This window comes from Paenibacillus sp. LPE1-1-1.1, from assembly GCF_040676435.1.
Lineage (GTDB): Bacteria > Bacillota > Bacilli > Paenibacillales > Paenibacillaceae > Pristimantibacillus.
On sequence record NZ_JBEGHY010000001.1, the window covers coordinates 257,954 to 279,557 of the forward strand.

Annotated in this window: 20 protein-coding genes and 2 pseudogenes; 4 read left to right on the forward strand and 18 right to left on the reverse strand. The window is 37.1% G+C overall.

Annotation, left to right across the window (positions count from 1 at the left end):
- The first annotated feature begins 349 nt into the window (after nt 1–349).
- Complete coding sequence (locus MRBLPE1_RS01265) at nt 350–1,294, forward strand: YifB family Mg chelatase-like AAA ATPase (protein WP_364140530.1); 945 nt, start codon at nt 350–352, stop codon at nt 1,292–1,294.
- Here MRBLPE1_RS01265 and MRBLPE1_RS01270 read toward each other — a convergent pair.
- From MRBLPE1_RS01270 to MRBLPE1_RS01345, 16 genes and pseudogenes are all read right to left on the reverse strand, one after another.
- Nucleotides 1,230–3,008, reverse strand: a complete 1,779-nt coding sequence (locus MRBLPE1_RS01270) for a recombinase family protein (protein WP_364140533.1) — start codon at nt 3,006–3,008, stop codon at nt 1,230–1,232. The two genes, MRBLPE1_RS01265 and MRBLPE1_RS01270, sit on opposite strands and share 65 nt — an antisense overlap.
- A gap of 431 nt (nt 3,009–3,439) precedes the next feature.
- Entirely contained in the window at nt 3,440–3,754 is a 315-nt protein-coding gene (locus MRBLPE1_RS01275; RefSeq protein WP_364140536.1) for a hypothetical protein, read from the reverse strand.
- A gap of 17 nt (nt 3,755–3,771) precedes the next feature.
- Nucleotides 3,772–4,107, reverse strand: a complete 336-nt coding sequence (locus MRBLPE1_RS01280; RefSeq protein WP_364140539.1) for a hypothetical protein — start codon at nt 4,105–4,107, stop codon at nt 3,772–3,774.
- A gap of 48 nt (nt 4,108–4,155) precedes the next feature.
- Entirely contained in the window at nt 4,156–5,085 is a 930-nt protein-coding gene (locus MRBLPE1_RS01285) for a restriction endonuclease (protein ID WP_364140541.1), read from the reverse strand.
- A 54-nt stretch (nt 5,086–5,139) separates the two neighbouring features.
- On the reverse strand, nt 5,140–5,373 hold the full coding sequence (locus MRBLPE1_RS01290) for a hypothetical protein (RefSeq protein WP_364140544.1): 234 nt from the start codon (nt 5,371–5,373) through the stop codon (nt 5,140–5,142).
- 33 nt (nt 5,374–5,406) lie between these two features.
- The gene (locus tag MRBLPE1_RS01295) at nt 5,407–5,655 is read right to left on the reverse strand and encodes a hypothetical protein (protein ID WP_364140547.1); all 249 of its coding nucleotides are present in this window, start codon (nt 5,653–5,655) and stop codon (nt 5,407–5,409) included.
- A gap of 42 nt (nt 5,656–5,697) precedes the next feature.
- Complete coding sequence (locus tag MRBLPE1_RS01300; RefSeq protein ID WP_364140550.1) at nt 5,698–6,351, reverse strand: hypothetical protein; 654 nt, start codon at nt 6,349–6,351, stop codon at nt 5,698–5,700.
- 108 nt (nt 6,352–6,459) lie between these two features.
- Nucleotides 6,460–7,065 carry a DUF1643 domain-containing protein gene (locus MRBLPE1_RS01305; RefSeq protein WP_364140553.1) on the reverse strand — a complete coding sequence of 202 codons (606 nt, stop codon included), beginning with the start codon at nt 7,063–7,065 and terminating at the stop codon, nt 6,460–6,462.
- A 38-nt stretch (nt 7,066–7,103) separates the two neighbouring features.
- The gene (locus tag MRBLPE1_RS01310) at nt 7,104–7,739 is read right to left on the reverse strand and encodes a hypothetical protein (protein WP_364140556.1); all 636 of its coding nucleotides are present in this window, start codon (nt 7,737–7,739) and stop codon (nt 7,104–7,106) included.
- 110 nt (nt 7,740–7,849) lie between these two features.
- Nucleotides 7,850–8,677: an HNH endonuclease gene (locus MRBLPE1_RS01315; protein ID WP_364140558.1), complete on the reverse strand. Its 828-nt coding sequence runs from the start codon at nt 8,675–8,677 to the stop codon at nt 7,850–7,852.
- 534 nt (nt 8,678–9,211) lie between these two features.
- Nucleotides 9,212–9,415, reverse strand: coding sequence for a hypothetical protein (locus tag MRBLPE1_RS01320; RefSeq protein WP_364140560.1), 204 nt, complete (start codon nt 9,413–9,415; stop codon nt 9,212–9,214).
- A 261-nt stretch (nt 9,416–9,676) separates the two neighbouring features.
- Nucleotides 9,677–9,862 carry a hypothetical protein gene (locus MRBLPE1_RS01325; RefSeq protein WP_364140562.1) on the reverse strand — a complete coding sequence of 62 codons (186 nt, stop codon included), beginning with the start codon at nt 9,860–9,862 and terminating at the stop codon, nt 9,677–9,679.
- Nucleotides 9,863–10,290: 428 nt separating this feature from the next.
- Nucleotides 10,291–13,374, reverse strand: a complete 3,084-nt coding sequence (locus tag MRBLPE1_RS01330) for a type I restriction endonuclease subunit R (protein WP_364140565.1) — start codon at nt 13,372–13,374, stop codon at nt 10,291–10,293.
- 15 nt (nt 13,375–13,389) lie between these two features.
- Nucleotides 13,390–14,652, reverse strand: a complete 1,263-nt coding sequence (locus MRBLPE1_RS01335; protein ID WP_364140567.1) for a restriction endonuclease subunit S — start codon at nt 14,650–14,652, stop codon at nt 13,390–13,392.
- Nucleotides 14,652–17,213, reverse strand: a pseudogene (locus MRBLPE1_RS01340) (type I restriction-modification system subunit M). The gene MRBLPE1_RS01335 and the pseudogene MRBLPE1_RS01340 overlap by 1 nt, the downstream one beginning before the upstream one ends.
- Nucleotides 17,214–17,518: 305 nt before the next feature.
- Nucleotides 17,519–17,695: a helix-turn-helix domain-containing protein gene (locus MRBLPE1_RS01345; protein ID WP_364140570.1), complete on the reverse strand. Its 177-nt coding sequence runs from the start codon at nt 17,693–17,695 to the stop codon at nt 17,519–17,521.
- 595 nt (nt 17,696–18,290) lie between these two features.
- Here MRBLPE1_RS01345 and MRBLPE1_RS01350 point away from each other — a divergent pair.
- A pseudogene (locus MRBLPE1_RS01350) lies at nt 18,291–18,719 on the forward strand (NucA/NucB deoxyribonuclease domain-containing protein); the annotation flags it as partial.
- A 60-nt stretch (nt 18,720–18,779) separates the two neighbouring features.
- A complete protein-coding gene (locus MRBLPE1_RS01355; RefSeq protein WP_364144413.1) occupies nt 18,780–18,938 on the forward strand; it encodes an excalibur calcium-binding domain-containing protein in 159 nt (52 codons plus the stop codon).
- Here the strand turns inward: MRBLPE1_RS01355 and MRBLPE1_RS01360 are convergent.
- The gene (locus tag MRBLPE1_RS01360) at nt 18,872–19,120 is read right to left on the reverse strand and encodes a TerB family tellurite resistance protein (RefSeq protein WP_364144415.1); all 249 of its coding nucleotides are present in this window, start codon (nt 19,118–19,120) and stop codon (nt 18,872–18,874) included. The genes MRBLPE1_RS01355 and MRBLPE1_RS01360 overlap by 67 nt on opposite strands.
- A gap of 133 nt (nt 19,121–19,253) precedes the next feature.
- Nucleotides 19,254–20,075, reverse strand: coding sequence for a tyrosine-type recombinase/integrase (locus tag MRBLPE1_RS01365; RefSeq protein ID WP_364140573.1), 822 nt, complete (start codon nt 20,073–20,075; stop codon nt 19,254–19,256).
- A 1,315-nt stretch (nt 20,076–21,390) separates the two neighbouring features.
- Here MRBLPE1_RS01365 and MRBLPE1_RS01370 point away from each other — a divergent pair.
- Complete coding sequence (locus MRBLPE1_RS01370) at nt 21,391–21,594, forward strand: YgiT-type zinc finger protein (RefSeq protein WP_364140576.1); 204 nt, start codon at nt 21,391–21,393, stop codon at nt 21,592–21,594.
- Nucleotides 21,595–21,604 lie beyond the last annotated feature (10 nt).

Below are 21,604 nucleotides of genomic sequence, written 5' to 3' on the forward strand. Positions count from 1 at the left end.
GTTGAAATCCTCCATTTCACAGACTGAAATCAGTCATATGTACACAAACCTCTATTATTGTAGCACCTTTCCCCATCCGTTACCTTATTTTCATTCATAATAAATACGGCTTTTTTGATATGGGTTTCATCTCAATTTGAGATTAAATAAATAAAACCTGATGGATACTGGCATTTAAGGGTCCGGTAACTACGCCATCTAGTATGACCCATTGGCTGTTTTTGTACCCGATTTTTTTAAAATATTGACATCTAGAAGGGAACTATTCTATGATATTGGCAAATTCATAAATACGGATCAGAATCGTAAGGAAGCACCTTCATTCTCATACATGGGGGTGCTTTTTGTTATGTTCAGTGTTATTCAAAGTGCAAGCGTTTATGGAGTAGACGGCAAAAGCATATCGGTTGAAGTTGATATTTCGAGCGGATTGCCGCAAATCAGCATTGTCGGTTTGCCTGATCCCGCTGTGCGCGAATCGGTCGAACGTGTAAGGGCTGCGCTGAAGAACAGCGGTTTTACCTTCCCTATGGACCGAATAACGGTTAACCTTGCTCCCGCAGACCTGCGCAAAGAGGGTACATCGTTTGATTTAGCCATTGCTGCCGGCATCTTGACCGCTAGCGGACAAATAAGCGCAATGCCCTTCGAGAACACACTCCTTATTGGAGAACTCTCTCTCAACGGGAGCGTTCGGCCTGTTGCGGGCGTATTAGCCATGATTGAACAAGCGAAGCGGCTCGGCCAAAAGCGTGTTTTATTGCCTAGCGGCAACGTAAATGAAGCCGCATGGATATCGGACATGGAGCTTTATGCGCTGAATCATTTGAACGAGCTGGATTTACTCAAAAAGAAACAAGAAGGCTGGGATCACATTCGGGTCGCCCAGGGGAATGAATCTGCGTTTGGAGTTATGCAAACTAAAATAACAAAGGATAGGCAGGATGAAATAGGCGACTATGGCGATGTCATCGGTCAGCATCAGGCCAAGCGAGCCATGCTCATCGCTGCATCCGGCAAACATAATATTCTTCTAAGCGGCCCCCCAGGGACGGGGAAAACGATGATGATCCGGCGTCTACCCGGTATTCTGCCGCTGCTGAATGAACAAGAAGCGCTTGAGGTAACCAAAATTTATAGCGTAGCAGGCAAGCTGCTCGATAGTACCCACGGCTTGATTACGCAAGCACCTTTCCGCTCGCCGCATCATACGATCTCACCGGGAAATGTTATAAAAGGGGTGTGTATGGCAGGGATTCGTCCAGGTTTTCTTCAAACCCATGCTCGGAATTAAATTTCCTTATTTCCTTCTGAGCCATATCTTCATATATCTGTGATTCCACTTTATCCAAGAAGCTCCACTCAATGAATAAGATTTTCGGGTTATTTGGATCAATTTCTGGGTGATCAATTGGAATGTCAAAAGTATAAGCATTTATGTTATTTATTATTTTGCGCAAGTTTGAATTTGTAATATTGTTTTCATCAAAGTTTTGAATGAAATTAATAAATTGATTATACTTCAGTTTTGTCTCTTGGATTTTCACTTCGAAAGTCATTAATCTGTCGAGATCATTTTTAGCTACTCTTAATTCATCCTTAACTTCCTTATTCCTCAAAGTAAACTCTTCTTTATCAATTAGCCCCTCACTTAATAATTCCAAAATAAGCTTCGACCTATTGTTCAATTTCACTATTTGCATTTCAATATTTAATTTGTCTTCTGCTTCATTGTCATTTTTGATGTAAGTAAAAATATAATTATCCAGAGTTACTTCATGCTTCTCTTTCTTAAACTTAATAACTTCATCTTTAATGAATGTCAGCAAATATTCTTCCGTAAAAGAATTTCTATGTTTACACTTGGCACTGCCGTACATATCATTTGCAGCACAACTCCACTCATAACCTAATTCTTTACTTGTGCCATCTTTTCTGACAAAAGCCTTTCGCTTCTTCCTTTTAAGGGATGACTTACAATTATGGCAATAAAGTAAATTAGAAAAAACATGTTGATTACTATGTCTACCTGTTGAACGCTCTATTCTTCTTGCTTTAAAAACTTTAACATTTCCATCCTCATCAATGTATTTGTTTTCTTGGTATGATATATGACCAAATTGCTCTAATCTTTTTTGCTTCTCGAACTGTACTAAGTCAAATAAACTGGGTTCGATAATAATTAATTCATCTTTTTGTTGTTTAATCCAATCCTCTTCAGGAATGGCAATCTGAATATCACGATTAATATCAATCGTCTGGTTCATGTGTTGTATTTGAAGCCCTTTATATATTGTATTATCTAAAATCCTAGACACTTGAATTTGACTCCATTTAACCCCTTTTTTTGTGGGTATCTGCTTCTCATTAAGATATCTAACGATCTTCCCTGTACCACAACTCTCATAATAATATTTATTGTAAATTACTTTAACAACTTCTGCTTCTGTTTCATTAATAACTAAATAACCATTATTAATTTCGTATCCATAAGGAGCATGACCTGTGAATTTTCCTGCTTGTTGAGCTTTTCTTATTCCAAATTGAATAATGTATGATTTATTATTGGAGTCTTCCTGCGCTAACGAAGAGAAGAGATTAATCATAAACTCTTTGGAGTTATCAAGAGAATTGATTTTTAAATCTAAAAAATATACCCCTACACCTACTTCCTTCAAATCCTTAATTGTTTTAGCGGTATCTTCGACAGACCTACCGAACCTAGCCACACTTTTAGTTATTATCAAATTAAACTTTTTAGCCATAGCATCCTGAATCATTAATTTAAATGCTTCACGCTTCTTTAATGACTTACCACTTATTCCTTCATCCGCATAGCCACCCGAGAGAACTTGAAAAGTATTATTCTTTCTAAATAGAATCCCGCTGTCAGCTTTTTCGTATCCTTCTTCTTTAATGTAATTATCAAAAAAGTCAAGCTGATTACTAAGGCTGTTCAATTGATCTTCACTATCTGTTGAAACTCTTGCATAAAATACAGCTTTCAAATCGAAACCTCCACCCTACACAAAAATATAGTAATTGTTATATACTATATTACTTTATTGAATTATGTTAATCAATTAAAATGAGGTTATTATCGTTTGTAATAACCTCTATCAGTCATTTCCACATCTCGCCAAATCTCAGCATTTGTTGTAAACTGCTTTTAGGTCTAATTACATATACGAGACTGATGCCTCCTAAAAAAACACTAAAAATATATGAGAATGTTCGATTAAAATTTTAGATCTGTACCTTCCGTCACAAGAGACCAAAATCGCCTACAACGATAACATAGTTATCTTTTGTAATATATTTACTTTTCATGAAATTCATTTCTTCGAAACGCTCTCCACAACTTATCGAACCGTAAATATCACCTGTTATGTAAATTGCTATAGCCATCTCTCCTCTTCTTCTTTATAAAATCTTGTTTTTATAGAGCGTTATCCATTTGAATAGAAACTATTAGACCATCAATGTAATCAATGTAATCATCATTATCATTAACTATTAATTTCATGTGATTAATTATTGGTCTTCTTTCATTCTCGAATTTAATATAAATCATACTTTCATTTCGTTTAACCTCTGTGATGTTTTCAATGGAGATTATCACTCCACCAATGTAAACATTTTCTGCATCATATTTCAGTCGCACATTTCCGTTTCCAAATTCACTCACTAATCCGCCAGACACATATTTCACTGGCACTCCTATTGACATTATATATTCACTGATTAGCTCCACGAATTATTCTCTCCCCATTAAATCGTAATTTTTCTTTTCTTTTCATAGGAACTTGGTACTTTCTCACCATTTAAATAATAATCTTGGTCTCTGTATTCAACGTTTAAAATCGGATATACAGGAACGTATTTACCTCTACCTACTTGTCTAACTAATCCCAGATGCATCATTTCACGAAAATTTTGCGCCGTGTTGCTCGCGTTTGTGTACCCGATTGTGAAATTAATAAATCCACTCGTAGAAACGGGAATTTTATCGTATTCATATTTTTCTATCAAAGTTTGGTACACTCTAACATCGTACCTTAGTATATAATTAAAAAGACTTCGTATAGTCGTATTATCCATGCTCATGTTGTAAAAACTCCATTCCCCTTATAAAATCATCGATTCAATAATACTTTATATTCGTTCTCTAGAGTCATTTTTACTCATAACTTCTCCGTTATCATCAAATGTCCACTTGTCTATATTTTCTGCAAATATCATATGCTTTTCATTATCATTATCAATAAGTCTGTATAGTAAAGCTGCTACTTTTTGACCGTCATCAATGACTGTTTCAAAAGATTCTACTCGTATAACGTATGAATAATCAAAACCTGTTACCAGTGCCAATTCATCAAGTACTTTAACATACATCGGTTCACTGAATGTATGGTTTCCTTTTATGGTTTCTCCATCTATAACATTGTTTTTTATCGAAACAGAGAACGTATTTATGGTCTCACTAAAGTTTGCCACCTGTTCTCCTGTAGAATTATAAAAATGATCTCTCTCTATTGAATTATTCAATGTTTCATTACCATATTGTAAATATTGTTGTTTTAATGAATTAGAAGCATTTTCAAGATCAATATGTAGTGCTACTGCCAAATCATAAGGTATTATCAAAGTTCCATTAACTACAATAGTGCGTATAAGTCCATCCCAATCACTTTCCTCAGCTTCCTTGAGAATTGCCAGTTTAATGTTTTCATCATCTGCAAATTTCCTTGCACCAGAAGTATAGCCCTTTTTAGTTATTACTATTGCTTCATCAGGTTTAATCTGATTAACTGCTCCAAAAAAGTCACGAATAATTCCTATACCGATTAAACTATCGTACTCCTTACACTCAATTAGAATTCTCTTTTTATTATGATTTTTCTCTATGGTTACATCAATTTGATGTTGAGCTTTTTTACCATCACCTCTGAGTCGTAAATCATGGATAACCGTATCACTTTCATCAAGACTTTTAAATACAACAGCAGCCAATCTTTCATACTTTGAGCCGTTCTTTAATTTTTCTTCAGCTATGTGCTTATTGTAAATTTCATCAATAGACATTAATTTCACTCCCAAGATTACACTTTTCAAATGATTTATATTAATATGAAACCGTTATTTTATCACAATACTTTTAATGCGATTTAATTCATCTTCCACTTCTCGAAGCCATTCTTGTTTGAGTTGTTCAGCATATACTACTAGTGGTTTTCTTTTTGAACAAAAATAATAGACCCCATTGTACTGAGTAACTTCATCAGTTATAGTATCCTTCAAGTTATAGAAAACTTTTCTCAAAAGCTTAACTTCGAGCTTTCCTTCATCTTTACTCGCATATAAATTATACATATGTAGTTCTCCTTTTTTAATAAATGAGTCTTTTTATCCGATTAAACCAAACATCAAACTTGTTTTTGCCACCGTAACATGCAATCCTCTTTGGATAATTAATTCATCCCAACCTATAGGAAACACATGATTTACAAAATAAGTTTCTATTTGAGTAATATCATCTTCAGGATCGATGCATCTAAGCCCATGACCATCTCTCATGACTAATGTGTATTGTCTTAGGTCTTCTAAAGCAATCAAGTCGCCTCTCATTGGGAAGCATTCAGATATGTATTGCATTGTTCTCTCACTCTCCTTAAAATGGATCATTTATTTCTCTAATTAATTCAATGTAATTATCAACGGCACATGATCACTTTTATCAATCCAGTCGGAACGCTTGCCTACGTCAAAGTTTCCAATTCGATTAAGCAAATCATTCGATATAAAACAATAATCAAGATGAAATCCCGAACTAGGATTACGCTTATGGTAATACGTAAACTTTGTCTCTTTTCCGTATTTCTCGTTGAAGTACGTATGATACAAGCTCGAAATTTCATTTTGATTTAATAAGTTTATCATTTCTGAATGATTTCCTTTATTTATATACTTTTGATCCCATATGCTGTTACTATTGAAATCGCCTATAATCACCAACTTCTTACCACTGAGGATGGGTAAATAATACTTCATAGCCTGTATGAACGGCCCAACATAAGCATATTTTTTATCTCGTTTAAGCCAAACTGCTATAAGTATAAAATCGTACTCGTTGGTTTGGACTTCTATAGGGATAATCCATTTGTAGGATTGCGTGTAGCAGGATGCCAAATTAAAGTTAATGCCATGTTTAAATCCTATTCCAATTCCCTTCAATGGACTATCTCCGAACCAGATGTGAGATTCCATTAGCGAATCTTTTGAACATTCTTGGATGACTTTAATATCAGCATCGTAGTCCATGAGATAGTCTGATTTCTTATGATATGCCATTTGACAGTTCCATGAAATGATTCTGATATTGTCACCCCCTTTTAAAATTGACCTTTTATTGGCTCCAAAAAACCACGATGCTATATGTGCTGTCCTGTCTTTTTGATCTTAGTAAGAATCAATATGTTTCGCCTCAAAGTGAGTAAAATACGTGTTTTCTACAGGAACTTTTCTCTTCCGAGTACAGAGGTACGAAGGGTGAAGTGGATATTTTCCCCTACGATTTTTTGGTGAATATTGAACACGAATTAATCTTGCCGAATGCTTTTTTAAAAGATACTTTAATTCGGTTGGGAATAATACCTTCGTTCTTCCTTTTATAAGTCCCCCCCAACCAACCCAAACATGGGATGATCCATGTTCCAACACATTGGACACAATTTGAAGATTTAATTCATCAAAACATTCATTGACCAAGTCAGGATTTCCCCCTGTTTGAGGTATCAAGTTTACAATCTCAAAACTACCGTATCCATGATGCTTACATAGTTCTTTTATATAATTAATTGTTTTATCCTTTCCAATAAGTGAACTAGGATTGTATAAGAAAATCGTTAGTTTTTTATCTAACGAAGGATCTACTACACAAAAATAGTAGTAACGCTCCATACCACTGACAGATTGGAACCACAAATCATTACCATCTTCACCCAATTTTATTGGCGCACGATTATTTGCCATCTTGGTAATCGGTTCCCTGTATGCCTGATACATTCTAACAGCCCCTTTCGATACGTTCCAAATAAAACAACTCATTCATTTTCTTTTAGATTCTCAAGCATTTTATCGTAACATTCTTCGTAATCAGAAAAACGATGGATAATATCTAAGTGATAAGTGTTTTTGTTCATTAGAAACCTATGAATTTCCCCACCAATACCAACAGGCTCAGGACTAAGGTCGTCTTCAGTTTTCTGTTTTGACACTAGTTTTATAAACGCTTCATCTAAACTACTATTTTGAATTTCTTCATATATGTCAAAATCTACCTTAGGTTTTACTGCTGAACAATACGGATAATCCTCTTTCTCAAAGCCAGTATCACTTCTAAATACAGCTCCCAATAATTTCCCCTCTAGTTCAGAGTAACCGAACTGATATATGGTAGAAGTAGCTCCCTTGGGATACTTACTGTTTAAATCATAAAGACTATCTGTGGTTATAGTGTTTAAGAACGATATATCTGCTGCAACAATATTCCGTTGCACTTTATTTACCCACTCCAATATTAAGTCGAGATTCCCTGTTCCACAAATAACACTTCTCAAATGCGGTATAGGAAAAATCTTGCTAACAAATTTAAAGGGTTCTCTTTGCCCATTTAATGATAAAGTATCCATACAGATAATAACTTGATTCTCATCATAAACGAAATTAAATGCGGTCATTTATTCAAACTCTCCTTGAGGAAAAAATATTTTGAAACTAGTATTTTAAGTGCTTATGCTGATTCGTTCAATTGCTCAAAATACTCATTACTCCAGCGGCGTTTTTGTTTTTAATTGTTGTGTGCCCATTTTCGATAATTACAACTTGGGTGTGCAATCTTGAGGTTTTCTTCAGAATGAATGCCCTCACCTGATAATGGAATAACGTGTTCTAGATGAAATTCTTTTATGTCAACGAATTCATTGCAAATATGACATATACCATTTTCCATATGGTATATATGTATTCGATTCGTATTTCCGCTTCTTGTCTCTTTGATTTTTTCAGCTCTTCTAATTTTACTAGGATGCAGCTTTTCTGGTATTGAAAGAAAAGTCGCCATTCTTTTTGAGTGTTTCTCTACAGTATTGCACTTACCACAAGATCTGCGTCCGAGTCTAACTTCGCTGTCTTCAACTTTGAAGAGGTAGGAGTTTGCGAACAAGACATCTGATCCTTGTGTAATCATTCCTTTAGAAAGAATTTGCTTACGCACTAAAGGCTTTTTTTCCTGAAGTTTCATTAATTTCGAATCAACAACCACCTCTTCTGGATCTATTATCTTCTCACAAAAAGGACAAAGTTTAACCTTTTCATTTTCTGGAAGATCATACAGCCAAATCATCTTCCGATCATACCTAGTTGGATTTTTGACTCGCTCTTGCTCACTTTTGCAATCAGTGTAAATAGCCTTAATTGTTGTATTATAAGCTTTTGCCAGCTTTTCTAATGTTTTTTCACTTGGAAAAATTGGCTCCTGTGTTTTCCGATTTATACCACTCTCCAAGTCTTTTAAATGTCTAACATCTACACCACTAATTTTTGAAGCTTTTGTGAGTGAAACTGTTCCTCTCAGTCTTGTTAATGTATATGGCATAAACTCTAGATCACCAATCACAAAATCTCTCCTTACTAGATTAATAATCATCGTTTAAACAAACCGTATATCGAATTAAATCATCCTACTGTGCTAGATAGCTTAAACTACCTTTAGTCTCAACAGAAAGTACTCTCAATTCTGTTCCTAAAGCATCTTTAAACACTTTTCATTCCCTTACATCCCATTTCACTACAATCACCACTATCGTATAAAATCAGATATTATTATTCATCTTCCCAAACATCATCTATAAGCTTCTTTATTTGCTTTTCTCGTTGTTTCGTTTCTATTGTGTCTGTTATGGTGCTGTTGATAAGACCCGAATAGTCATTAGAGCGAATGCAAATATACGTTTCATTATAACTTCCTCCTCTTCCAACAATTATACGATGTGATAGGCAATATGTCTCAGGATTGTCAAACTATATTAATCTGTTTATGAAGAAATCTCTATATCCTTAATGCTTTCTAATTCTATCTTCCACCAAGGTATTTTCTTACCCGATAAGCTCCTTAAGGCAATAAAAAAGCCACTCCTTCGAGTGACTATCGTTACTTGATTATAAGATTCTTAGACGGAATGGGCGTGATCTTATATACTTCATCTCTAGGTATCCATTTAATGCTTTCAGCATTAACTACCTTAACATATCCGGCACCTTCAGCATCTTCTACCAGTTCAAGAAATCCTTCGTAAGTTTCGGATGTGTCCAACTCAACAATAACTACAAGTCCTACATAATCATCAATCCGCATTGAATCACCCTCCTTGTTTATAGAGCAATTCGACGGAATCAATCATTCTCCTTCAAGTTTGTTACGTTAAGCGGCTCTTTTTTACATCGGATACAATTTTAAAAATCCCCAGATCCCAACAAAAACGCCTATCGTAATAATTGGCTATTGGAATACTCGTGGCAACAATTTAGTGATCATTCCAGCAATAAAGCCACATACTATCATAACAACTCAGATACTAAGATAGCATTGAAGTTAACTCCCGCACTTCTAATTCCGTTACACTATCCAAAATGTACAATTCTCTCGCATAAAGTATTCACCATCTATTTTAACCGTTTCATCGGTGAACGACTTTACCTTACCTACTGTATCAAGCTCTCCATTAAGCCAAACTTCTATTTCTCTCTGGAATGATATTGAGCGTTGGAAGTCGGTGTCTAGTTTGCATGATTTTATTTTCATAATGATACCTCCTAATGCGAGCCTACAACTCCAACCCATTCAACAAATCCTTCACACCATCACAAACTCCCCTGACAAAATAACTGCCATCAATTTTTATAGCCTCATCAGTAAATGACTCCACCTTGCCAACCGAATCCAACTCGCCATCGAGCCAAACTTCTATATACCGTTGGAAGGTGATAGATCGCTGGAAGTCAGCGTCGTGTTTGCATATTTTTTTTCACAGATATCATTCCTACTCAACGCACATATAAAAAGAACCAATCCGAAGGCCGAAGCCCAGTCCTTTCTTGCACTCCATCAAGATAGATTAATAGAGTTTTAAAGAACAGCCAATCATCCCGAAAGATAATTGGCTATTCTTCTTGAAACTAATTCCGTATCAGAAAATGGGACAAGGAGCCTGTCTACCACGTTCCCATACTTTAATTATATTTTTGCTTTGTTTCAGCAATCCATTCTGGAAGTTTAGCAGTTAGCGTCATATTATGCTTCAACTTATTCCCTGCTGACTTATTAGTTGCTTTATTGAAGTCCACACTTCTAATGAGATCATGAATATAAGGAACAACACTAGGTTGTGCAGTAGAATAAGCAAGTACTGATTTTTCAAGCGTAGCGCTATCTAGTCCCCACTCCACCGCAAAGTCATTCACCGCATTCTGTAGCTTACTCAATTTCCAAAGTTCGAATGCTTCATCAAAATTCAAACTGTTCGATAAGTTACCAGGTACAAGCTCAGTATCTACAAATTCCTTCAATAACTGTGCTTGCTCATGTTCCCCCATATTACTCAACTCTTGAATTTGTTCGTAAATAATACGGAGCGTTTCTTTATCTACTGTTTGCACACCATTTGGTGAAGTGACTTTTGAACCGATTAAACTAAGTATATGGTTTGCGTCAATTACTTGTGTCCCTGCTAACTTTGTTTTTCCGACAAGTGCATTAACGGCTGTGGGCGGCGATGGAGTGCCGGGTTGCGACGTTAAGTTTCTATACGCACCGAGATATTGTAACCACGTATGCTCGTCAATCCCAAAAGAACCGTCATTCCACTTATACTCATAATATTGTTGAACCAAATTTAACTGTTCGGCGGCATCCTCAAAAGCAAGTATAAATGCTTCTTTTGCCACTTCATCATCTTTAATTGTCTGCCAGTCTGTAGGGTTAGGTAGAGTAGGAAGCAATTCGGCAACTTTGATCTCTAGCTTTTGTACCGCGGTTACATAGGTATCAACAATTGCCTTACTGCTCTTTCCACCACTACTATATAACCTCAAAGCTTCATTAACAATTTCTTCGGTAATCCGTGGATATTGGAAGTTAATAATCGTTCCGAACTCTTTAGTAAAGCCAAATATACGGTTTGTTCGTGAATAGGCTTGAATCAAACCTTGAAGTTCAAGAGAGCGGTCAACATAAAGCGTATTAAGCCGCTTAGAATCATAACCTGTCAGTAGTTGATCTGCCACAATCACAAGGTCTATGTTCTTAGCGTTACGCCCACTACCGCCCCTAGTTGCACGTTCCACAACATCTTCAAAGTAAGCATCCTCACCATATTTTTTATCACCAGCGATAAATTCAATGCCCGTAAATACAGCGTAGTCCTTAAACATAGCTTTTACAATCTTAGGGTCAAGTGGCGTAGTATCATTTTCATTCCCAAAGCTAAAGGTCATAGCGATATTTAATGTTTCCCCACGCTCCGTCAGCTGCTTCTTAAATTCATCATAATAAGCCATCACTCGATTTTTATAAGCAACGGTCAAAATCGCATTAAATTCCCTACCTTGTGATTGTGATTCCCAGTTATTCAGAATCTCTTCAACTACACGTGGAATATGTGTTTCATCTTGATAGATTAGTAATTTGTTTTTCTTCGCTTGTTTTTCAACGTCAACTTCTGAAAATGCTTGAACTTGACGTTCAATATCTCTTTCTAGTTTATCTGGGTGTTCTTCTTTCATTTTCTCGATAAGCTTTTCTCTCAAATTTTCGTAACTCTTAAACTCTCCCGTATTGATATAGTCAACGTGAAAGCCTAGTACGTTTTTATCTGCAATCGCTTGTTCTATCGTATACTCATGCAAATTAGGCCCGAATAACTTTTCTGTCGTATTAATGACTTCGCTTTTTTCGTTGATCATTCCTTTGATCAAGTTTTCATCAAATAAAGGCGTACCCGTAAAACCGTAGAAGAGTCCATTTTTCTTGAAGTATTGCTTTATGCTCCCCATCATCTGTCCCATTGTTGTACGATGTGCTTCATCAATAATAAAGACAAATTTCTTATCCGCCAAACTAGCATCGTGAGCTTCTTCTAGTTCCTTCACTACATTATTTAGTTTGTATGTTGTTGTCACTACAATACCATTTTTAGCTGATTTAAGTATCTTTTTTAACTGGTAGGTGTGTTGTGTATCATCAACGGAAACCGACTCATAAGCTGCATATGCTTTGAAGTTCTCGCTCGTCCGATTGTCTAGTTCACGCCGATCAACAAGAAAGATCACTTTATCAAATCCTGCTCTAGTCGATAAAAACAAAGCTGTTTTGAAGCTGGTAATCGTCTTTCCTGAACCAGTCGTGTGCCATACGAAACCGCCATGAGGTAATTTTTCATCGTTGTCCCAACCAAATGCAGCACCTTCAACGGCTTGCAGGGCATGGACTTGATAGGGACGCATAAGCATATGTCGTCTATTTTCTTCCTCACGTGCTTCATCAATAACTAAGTAATCGCCTACTATCTGATGCGCCATTGGAATCATCAAAAATTGTCCAATTACTTTTTCCCAATCGTTTACAACATTATTTTTCTTATCCGCCCAATGGAAGACGAAACTAGGGTTAAAGTCTTCATATGTTTTTGGTGTTGCGAAATAACGAGTAGCGATTTCAGAAGTAATGACCATCATCTGTGAAAACGCCATGAAGTTATTATTGTATTCACCGTCACGATAGTAACGCATAAACTGTCCAAATGCTTCATCTAGCGTTTTATCTGTCCGTTTTTGCTCGATATTGATAAGCGGCAAGCCGTTAATCAGTAACACGATATCAAAACGGTTATTGTTAGGTGTCTGTACTTCTCTAGCAATTCGATAACTAGAGTCTCCACCGCGGACTTCTGCTTTTTTGAAAATCGTCAATGTGATTTGTTTTCTCGTAATTATTGGATTGTCTTCACGGTAAATGCCGTCGATCTTGCCTTTTGATTCTTCAATGGCTAGTATCTTCGCTGCTTCATAACTGTTGCTGATTTGATGAACTTTAGCCATCACTTGGCTGAACTCGCTATCCGTCAATTCCACACCTTCAAGCTGATCAGCATTAATACGATTGAGTTCACTACGCCAATGATTAACCAGGTCAGCGACGGTTACTTTTTGCTTGTTGCCATTTAGAAAGTCAGGTGCATCCCATTTATATCTTTGCAGTTCTTTGATAAAATTCTCTTGAAACGTTTTCTCTGACGCATTTTTTGGTGTATCGCTCATGGCTATTCCTCCCTTCTATACAAACATCTCATTTAGATATGCTTTTTTTAGATTTTGTAGTTTTTCCAACTTACGCTGATGAAGGGTGATGAGGTGGTTCAGCGATAAGAAAAATCCGCCTATATGCTTCTGTTCCTGAACGCTTGGAGCATTAAATTCATACTCGTTCAACTCGTCACGGTTAATCTTCGGCATACCAGAACGCATTGAAACCGACACTGTATATTTGAAGAAATGGCGAGTTTGAAGTAGCGTGAATAAGAAGGTTTGGTCAAGTCCATTTTTTGCGTTCAGTACGTAAGCATCTGCACTTGCAAGCCCTTCAAATGGTGCAAAAACGTACTTTCCGAGTTGCGGATTTATCTTCCCGTAAATGACATCACCTTTATTGAAATGAAACTTGCCACTAATCAAATTATCATCTTTGACGGTGTTCACATTGTCGTATAATCGTCCGCTAAATGATTCAATGTTGCCCGGCCCGATGTGTGGCAGATTATCATACTTCCCAGTTTTGGGGTCTACCATATTGGTCGAAACATCGACTGTGTTTATCCACTTCCGCTGTTCCCAAGCCCCGGTAAACCCTGCAAATCTCCGTTTTGGTTCACTTTCACTTTCAGCGGGAAACATTTCAGAAAGATAAGCAGCTTTTAAGGCTTTCGTCTTTTCTAACTTACGCTGATGAAGGGTGATAAGCTTGTCGAGGTTTCGGAAATACTCACCTAATTTGGCTTGTTCTGTTTTTTCAGGAATAGAAATTTTGTAATTAGACACGTCTTTTTTTGTTAATTGTGGTTGTGCTGAACCAAAGCTAATCAAATCAATCTGTCTTTTTCCAAGTGGCGATTTCAAATATTGTGCAATATAACTTGGTTCTACATCTTCCTTTGAACGTAAAATTAACATCCCCGAATTAATTCGTGCACATGGTACTAATTGCTTAATATCGTTGTTATACCAAGCAACATGACCTAATGAGCCACGAGAAGTTAACACAATGTCATTAAGTTCAAGTTTCCCATTTCCTAACGCATTAGATTTTTCCTCTGTGATATATTGATGGCTTTCAAACAAGAATCCATTTTTAGTAACGTTTGTAGCACTTAGGAATAATGTATGACCCTGATCGGAAAAATCATCAACCGACGGATAGTTCTTTCCCCTATCTCCATCCATCAAATCAGCAACGTCAGAAAGCTCACGCCGTTCCCAAGCGTGGCTATTTAGAAATTTCTTAAATCGTCTTTTTGGTACTAAATCTGTTTGTTCCGTCATTATCTCACCACCAATTCACTCAACAATACTTCAAACGCCGATTCCAAGTCACGACTTTCCTCGTCAAGCGCTGACAATGTATCGGCATAACGATCGAGCAACATCTGTAGCATGTTTAGTTCTGTTCTTAGTGGTAACTCTGCCAAACCGACAATGGTTTCAACTGTGTTGCCGAACCATTTGTCATATATCAATCTATCAATTTCTTCGTTTGTCAACGTTAGGATACGTTCTTGTACAGCTTCTTTAAGTGCTTTTTCATCTACTTTTACTGCTTTGCTAAGTGCTGATTTATCTGTAAATAGCTCTTCAACATTTTTCAGAAGTTTATATTCAACCGTTCCTTTGCTTGCTTTCTTTAATTCCGCCTTGACCGACTTATTTTCAAAAGCCTCGCCAGCTTCATTTAAGATTCCACCTAAAGCATCGGCTTCATCGCTATCTTCAACTTTCGTAGCTTCTACTAAGTCCGAAAGTTCATTTTCAATTTCTTGAATACGCATTTGCTTTGTTTCGATTCCTTTTAACTCATCACTGTACAAACGTTTTGCTATCAACTCATTCGGTACGATCATACCAACCCAACCATCTTGCTCCTCACGTTTTTTATCGCCTGATCCTTTAGTCACCATATTAGGCTCACGAGTTCGTCCTGCCCTATAGAAATCACTCAATGCGATAATTTCTGTATCATGGACCAATGAATTTTTCCAAATCTCCGCCACAATCTGATACCCGTTATAAACATCAATATAATTAAACTCCGCCAACATCGTCTTGATTTCAACAAGCATGTCATCCATTAACTGATTCAAATTGCTGTTGCTGTCTACAACTCGTAAAATGTCCCAATATTTATCAACATATGATTTTGCTTTACTTTCGATTTCTTTCGATTTTGCAACAATGCGAGCGTCACTTAATATTTCCTTAGATATTTCCTCAACTGGTTTCAAGAGTTCTACATAACCGCTACGAATTTCCTTCAAAGACTGATTTAAAATATCTGGCACTGTAGACTGCAAAACCTGCAATTCTTCAATATTCTGTTGAGGAATCCCACCAAGTAAATGCGCATCCACATCTTGGGGAATTTCTTCGTCTATTGCTTCAACATAGCGAGAAATGTTCATGTTATATTGATTTTCAAGAATTTCTCCACGGTTAGCTAAATGGCTATAACCCTTTTCCTCTCTACGCTCAACATATGTATCCACAATTTTTGCAATGTCTTTTTCTTGTAGAACATTCTGTTTACCGACTTTAATAAAACTGCGAGAGGCATCAATAATCAGGACAGGCTTATCTAGATTACGCCCCTTCTTCAATATCATCACAGCTACTGGAATACCTGTATTGGTGAATAGGCTACTCGGCAAGCCAATGATACTATCAATGTAGTTTTTCTCTAACAGCCTTTCACGAATCTCTCCCTCAACCCCACCTCGGAATAACACTCCATGAGGTAAGACAATCGCCATCGTACCATTTTGACCTAAGTGAAATAATCCATGTAAAAGGAATGCGAAATCCCCTTTTGAATCTGGTGGCAATGCCCCGGCAATTTCAAAACGAGGGTCACTGACTTTTAACCCTGCTTTGTTCCATCCTTTTACGGAATAAGGTGGATTCATAACGACTGCATCAAACTGTACACCTTCATTCGGACGTTCTGGGTCTTCGGGCCAATCATGCGAAAGCGTGTCCCCATTTTTAATCGTCATTTTTTCTGGGCGGACACCATGAAGTAATAAATTCATACGAGTCAAGTTATAGGTAGCTGTATTCTTTTCTTGCCCGTAATAGCTCAAATCCTTTTGGACTTCTTTACCTAAATGCTTCTTAACCGTCAAAAGTAGCGAACCAGAACCAACAGTGGGGTCATAGATAGTCTTAACATCAGACACTCTTGCTACAATTTGTGCCATAACTTCACTAACTTGTTGGGGCGTGTAGAACTCCCCTGCCTTTTTCCCTGACTCCATTGCAAACTGACCGATAAGATACTCATACGCATCACCTAATACATCGCCTTTTTGCAATGCTACCATGTTCAAGTCTGCAAACAGCATAATCAGAGACTTAATGTTTTTACTACGTTCGTTTAGATTGCTACCTAAAGCCGTATCCGTTAAATCAAGTGTCGAACTTGAAAACAATCCTTTGAAATCATTAGAATCACTAGATACAGCAATTGTGCGCTCGAAATTATTCAAGCTATCCGTTACTTTTTGAACTTCGAAATTTCCTGAATTAATGTCTTTTAACCACGCTTGGTAGAGATATTCAGGAGCAACATAATAGCCAAGTGCTATTTGAAGCATTTTATCTAGTTCTGCACCGTATTCTATTTTTGCCTTTACATACTCCTCAACTAATTCAGATTCAGTTATTTGCCCTAAACCGCTGCTTATTTTGAATTCTTCCAACGTTTTATCGCTCAAAAACTTATAGAACATCAAACCAAGCATGTAATCTTTATAACGGCTGGCATCCATTGAGCCACGTAATTCATTTGCTCAGTCCCATAATCTACGTTTAATTTCTTCTGATGTAATCACTTTGTATCCTCCATTAATTTTTAGTTTTTTCAGCTTGATCATATTACATTAACTCGATACTACATATATACTAACAAAGAGGTTTCTTAAATTTCGAGTACCAGGTTCTAAAATGAATTTACCATCACCCGCGGCCTGTTTAAGCTGGAACACTTATTTTTGTTAAATAGCTTGTAAAAAGCAAAACTCGTATGTAATCAATACGGCGAAAATTCAAACCGCCTTTAATCATTACATTTTTTTATATCTCGTAGGGTCCCCTCTTTTTATTCACCATCTGAACCCTCCTACAAGGAAATCCTCTGCTAATTCTTATTTATTTTTAATCTTTCATCTTCAGGTTTTTCTGCATCTTTAGGTATTACCCAAAACACTCCAACCTTAGAAGCACCTTTGATTCTATCTTCCGCACAAAGAGTCTGCACTCTCCGCTTTGATATTCCCCATTTTAAAGCAGCTTCTTTCGCAGACATATAATCCATGAAAAAACTCCTTTCCATCATATGCTCTAATAATATTCCTAACCGCGAATAATATCAATTTAAAACTATCAACACTTGTATTCCCCAAGCCTATATCCACGGCTCTACGCCCATTAAAATGTTATTATAAGCAAAACTACCTACCATCTGTATGAGGTAATCGTCTTTTCCGCGTAAAAATAAGACCCCGGGGGAAAAAATCCCCCGAACCATTAGTCCGAGGGAACATAATACACATTTCAATATTCAACTGAAATCAACCAAACCTATTGTATCAAGCTATTTCAACTGACCACCCCGATATAGCACTACCACGCACTCCACATGCCCCGTATGCGGGATCATATTATCCTGGGATGTGATCTGTTACAATCCGCAGAAACCTTGAACAAGAGTCTTCGATTCATTGGCCACAAGTTTCTATCGCTATAGTCGACAGGATTTTGTAAAATTAAATTACTGTGTGAAAGGAAGGGGTAAATGAATGAAACGAATCGTCACGTTATATTTAGCACTGATTTTATTGATCACAGGATGCGGTCAATCTGAAGCCGCCCTGAACAGTGCATCCTCACATCCAACATCAACGAACTCATTGACGTCCCCAGCCCCATCTACGTCACCTGAAGCTACTCAATCAGCTTCCGAAACTCCGACAGTAACCGAGACATCGTCAGCCAATATCCAGACAGAACACGACGACTATGACTACGTTCTGGAATTCCCAAGTGACAAGTATCCCGAGACTGCGTTGCACATCCTCGGAGCGATCGAACAAGGTTATTCTGACGTTTGTACGATCGACAGAGATGGAGCCGAAGAGAACCGCAAAGAGTCACTGTCGGGAATAGATACACGTGAAGGTTACGATCGTGACGAGTGGCCGATGGCCATGTGCGAAGAAGGTGGTAAAGGGGCAAGCGTTGCCTATGTGGAATCGAGCGATAACCGCGGGTCTGGCAGCTGGGTTGGACATCAACTATCGGCATATGAGGACGGAGAGAAGATACTGTTTATCGTTGAGAAACCCAAAAACCTCTTCCCAGTTCAACCGGCTATGACTCCGGAAGCCAGTGAGAAGCCAATGGAGAGTCCGGACCCGAATCCTTCGGCTACAGAAGAAGACGTATACTACGCAAACTGCACTGCAGTACGTGATGCCGGTAAAGATCCGCTTTATGAAGGCGATCCTGGATACAGCACTAAACTGGACCGAGATAAAGATGGAGTTGCGTGTGAATAGGGAAATGAGCAGTGGGGTTTATCCCTCCTGCTCTTTTTTGTATTCCAGTGATTGAATCGAGTAATGACATCGCTCATGTCGAAGACTTTCAGGTCTTCGCTGCGGCTCATGTAGCCAGTCATTTTTTGTTTTTCATTCGAATCGATCTTGCCGTAAGCTGCAGCAACGATAGCACACCCTATGCTATCGCTTCATTTCTAACTACCCTGTTCGCTAGTATCAGTTCCAGGCACCTCTGTAATGCATAAACATGCATTTGATGTAAACTACCCCCCACCCACTCATAAACAACTAAAAAGCCACGCTTTCAGGTGGCTAGTCCTTGTATATGCTCTCAACTGCTCTCTGTTTATCTTCCTCACTTGGCATTGAATACCTAAGAATCATATCTGCTGAACTATGACCACTAAGGCTCTGTATCACACTTATGTCCTCACCTGAACGAACTAGTCCTGTTATGAAGCTGTGGCGTGTTTGATGCGCATTGTGACCATTCTTCTCCATTAGATGCTGAACGCTTCTGATGCTGATACGTTCTTGTCTGTTGCTAATGAAAAGGGCTGGATAGTTATCTTGACGTTGTTCCAAATACTTTTCAATAGCCCTTCTTGCTTCCACGTTGAGTGGCAGTGCACGCTCCTTATTACCTTTGCCTGACCTAATTACTAGCGTCCCTTTACGTTCGCTTAGATCAATGTCTGAGCGATCAAGAGATGTTAATTCAGATACTCTGATTCCAGTCATAAGCAACGTCATAAGAATAGCAAAATCTCTCTTATTGCCTGTACGGTCAATATCTCTAATCAACTTATTGCGTTCAAGCTTATCCATTGCTTTAGGCGCTTGTTTCTTTATATCTGCAACTTTCACAACAGCAATATCTTCAATAGTATCGTTCTTCCCAACCCATTTAGAGTAAGCTTTAATTGCGTTCCACAATTTGTTAATTGTAGATGCTGACTTTTTCTTAGCTGACAAGAAATCAATATATTGCTGAACATCTGACCTTGCATAGTTTATTAAATCTGTTCCTGCACCCTCTAACCATTTTTCAAACTGATGGATAGCGTGACCGTATGTTCTGATTGTCGTTTCCGATTTTCCACGTAAACCTTCATTAAGAAATCGCTCTAACATACACCTTTCACCCCTTAAATTGTCGTTAAATAATTCTACGCAATATTTTTCGTTTGTTAATCGGGTATTTATGTACTATCCTGGTTTAATATATGTCTCATTATAGCATAGAACTGTAATTCTACGCAATAATTCTACGCAATTTCCGAATAAGGTATCGAGGAAGTATCGGCAAAATTAATAAGAACTTTCTTTTACTTGCTTTCCTCGTTATCCTAATAATATAAAATAGATGTCGGGATTGATGTGTTATTATTGGTAACGATAGTAAAATGTCGACAGACTGCCGGCATAATCGTAAGTCTTTTCTCAACTAAAGAGCAGGGTAACCTAAAACTCTACTGTAAAAACGAGTTAAGCAAACAGAGTTTATGTTACTGTCTTTGAATATCATAACTTCAACAAATATGTAATCGTGACGCTATCGCAAAAGCCTTATTTTTCAACATTTTCTCATCAGACCTATTTTCAGGCTATAATATCAATTCAAAAAACCGTTGATATATAAGGATATTTTGTAATTTAAAATGGCGTAAATTTTGCTATAGAACAATCGTATGAATAACATGAGCGTCTACTTACATAAGTTGTACAGCATTTTTTATTTATACTTTCTAAAAATCCTTAGTTGCTTCTTCAAGACATATCTTATTCTCTTCTGCTTCAGTAATATTAAAATAACTAACTCGCTCGTTGAATGACTATCACATCATGAACCTCTGAATCATGATTTTCACCATAATTTGTAATTGAGTTTAATTCGTTCATTATACATTCATAGTCTTCTTATGCATCCGGTTCGCTACAACCTATAAATATAACCAAAATAATAACAATAAGCACAATAATAATCAGCCTTATTAAACTTATAAAATATAATAACTAAACCCAATAGAAATAAAAAAAGAGCAAGAGTACCCTCCCGCTCCTCCTTTAAATCTTAATAATCAATTCCATCCTCGGAAATTGTCAAATATATCACGTTACAGACTACCACAAATATGCTCAACTTTATCAACATGATAATAATTATCTTATAGAATCGTTATAATTCTTACCCTACACATCTATCCAGCCTCAACTAGTACATAATATTTCCTAATAATAGTCATATGAATCGAGGCTCAGAATCGATATTATGAGCACTTTTGCCTGTAATTGATCCAATACTATGAAGGAGCAGCGAATCTACTTAATCGTGACCGTCACCGTGACGTTCACCCTGAACTTCACCTCTCCGTCATAGCAGCGGAATGCTTCATTTCCATCAAATGCTACAACATGCTACAATAAACCAAAGGAGTGTGAATCAATCATGAAAACCTGTGTTGAATGCCTATCGAAGAACCTTGAACAAATAAATGATACGATTGAGGCTACAGTAAATGATAAGAAAATTGTTATTACTGATATTCAAGCAACTAAATGTACTGACTGTAACGAGATATACTATGATCATGCAGCTTCTCGTTACATTGATAAGCAAATTGCTATCTTTAAGGCCGAATCTGACGGCTGAGATCATTGCC

Coding starts and splice junctions, on each gene's coding strand:
- MRBLPE1_RS01285 (WP_364140541.1), bottom strand. CDS start 5,085: ATGTCTATTGATGAAATTTACAATAAGCACATAGCTGAAGAAAAATTA.
- MRBLPE1_RS01370 (WP_364140576.1), top strand. CDS start 21,391: ATGAAAACCTGTGTTGAATGCCTATCGAAGAACCTTGAACAAATAAAT.
- MRBLPE1_RS01335 (WP_364140567.1), bottom strand. CDS start 14,652: ATGACGGAACAAACAGATTTAGTACCAAAAAGACGATTTAAGAAATTT.
- MRBLPE1_RS01290 (WP_364140544.1), bottom strand. CDS start 5,373: ATGTATAATTTATATGCGAGTAAAGATGAAGGAAAGCTCGAAGTTAAG.
- MRBLPE1_RS01355 (WP_364144413.1), top strand. CDS start 18,780: ATGGAGAGTCCGGACCCGAATCCTTCGGCTACAGAAGAAGACGTATAC.
- MRBLPE1_RS01365 (WP_364140573.1), bottom strand. CDS start 20,075: ATGTTAGAGCGATTTCTTAATGAAGGTTTACGTGGAAAATCGGAAACG.
- MRBLPE1_RS01330 (WP_364140565.1), bottom strand. CDS start 13,374: ATGAGCGATACACCAAAAAATGCGTCAGAGAAAACGTTTCAAGAGAAT.
- MRBLPE1_RS01265 (WP_364140530.1), top strand. CDS start 350: ATGTTCAGTGTTATTCAAAGTGCAAGCGTTTATGGAGTAGACGGCAAA.
- MRBLPE1_RS01305 (WP_364140553.1), bottom strand. CDS start 7,065: ATGTATCAGGCATACAGGGAACCGATTACCAAGATGGCAAATAATCGT.
- MRBLPE1_RS01295 (WP_364140547.1), bottom strand. CDS start 5,655: ATGCAATACATATCTGAATGCTTCCCAATGAGAGGCGACTTGATTGCT.
- MRBLPE1_RS01325 (WP_364140562.1), bottom strand. CDS start 9,862: ATGAAAATAAAATCATGCAAACTAGACACCGACTTCCAACGCTCAATA.
- MRBLPE1_RS01310 (WP_364140556.1), bottom strand. CDS start 7,739: ATGACCGCATTTAATTTCGTTTATGATGAGAATCAAGTTATTATCTGT.
- MRBLPE1_RS01320 (WP_364140560.1), bottom strand. CDS start 9,415: ATGCGGATTGATGATTATGTAGGACTTGTAGTTATTGTTGAGTTGGAC.
- MRBLPE1_RS01280 (WP_364140539.1), bottom strand. CDS start 4,107: ATGAGCATGGATAATACGACTATACGAAGTCTTTTTAATTATATACTA.
- MRBLPE1_RS01300 (WP_364140550.1), bottom strand. CDS start 6,351: ATGGCATATCATAAGAAATCAGACTATCTCATGGACTACGATGCTGAT.
- MRBLPE1_RS01345 (WP_364140570.1), bottom strand. CDS start 17,695: ATGGATTATATGTCTGCGAAAGAAGCTGCTTTAAAATGGGGAATATCA.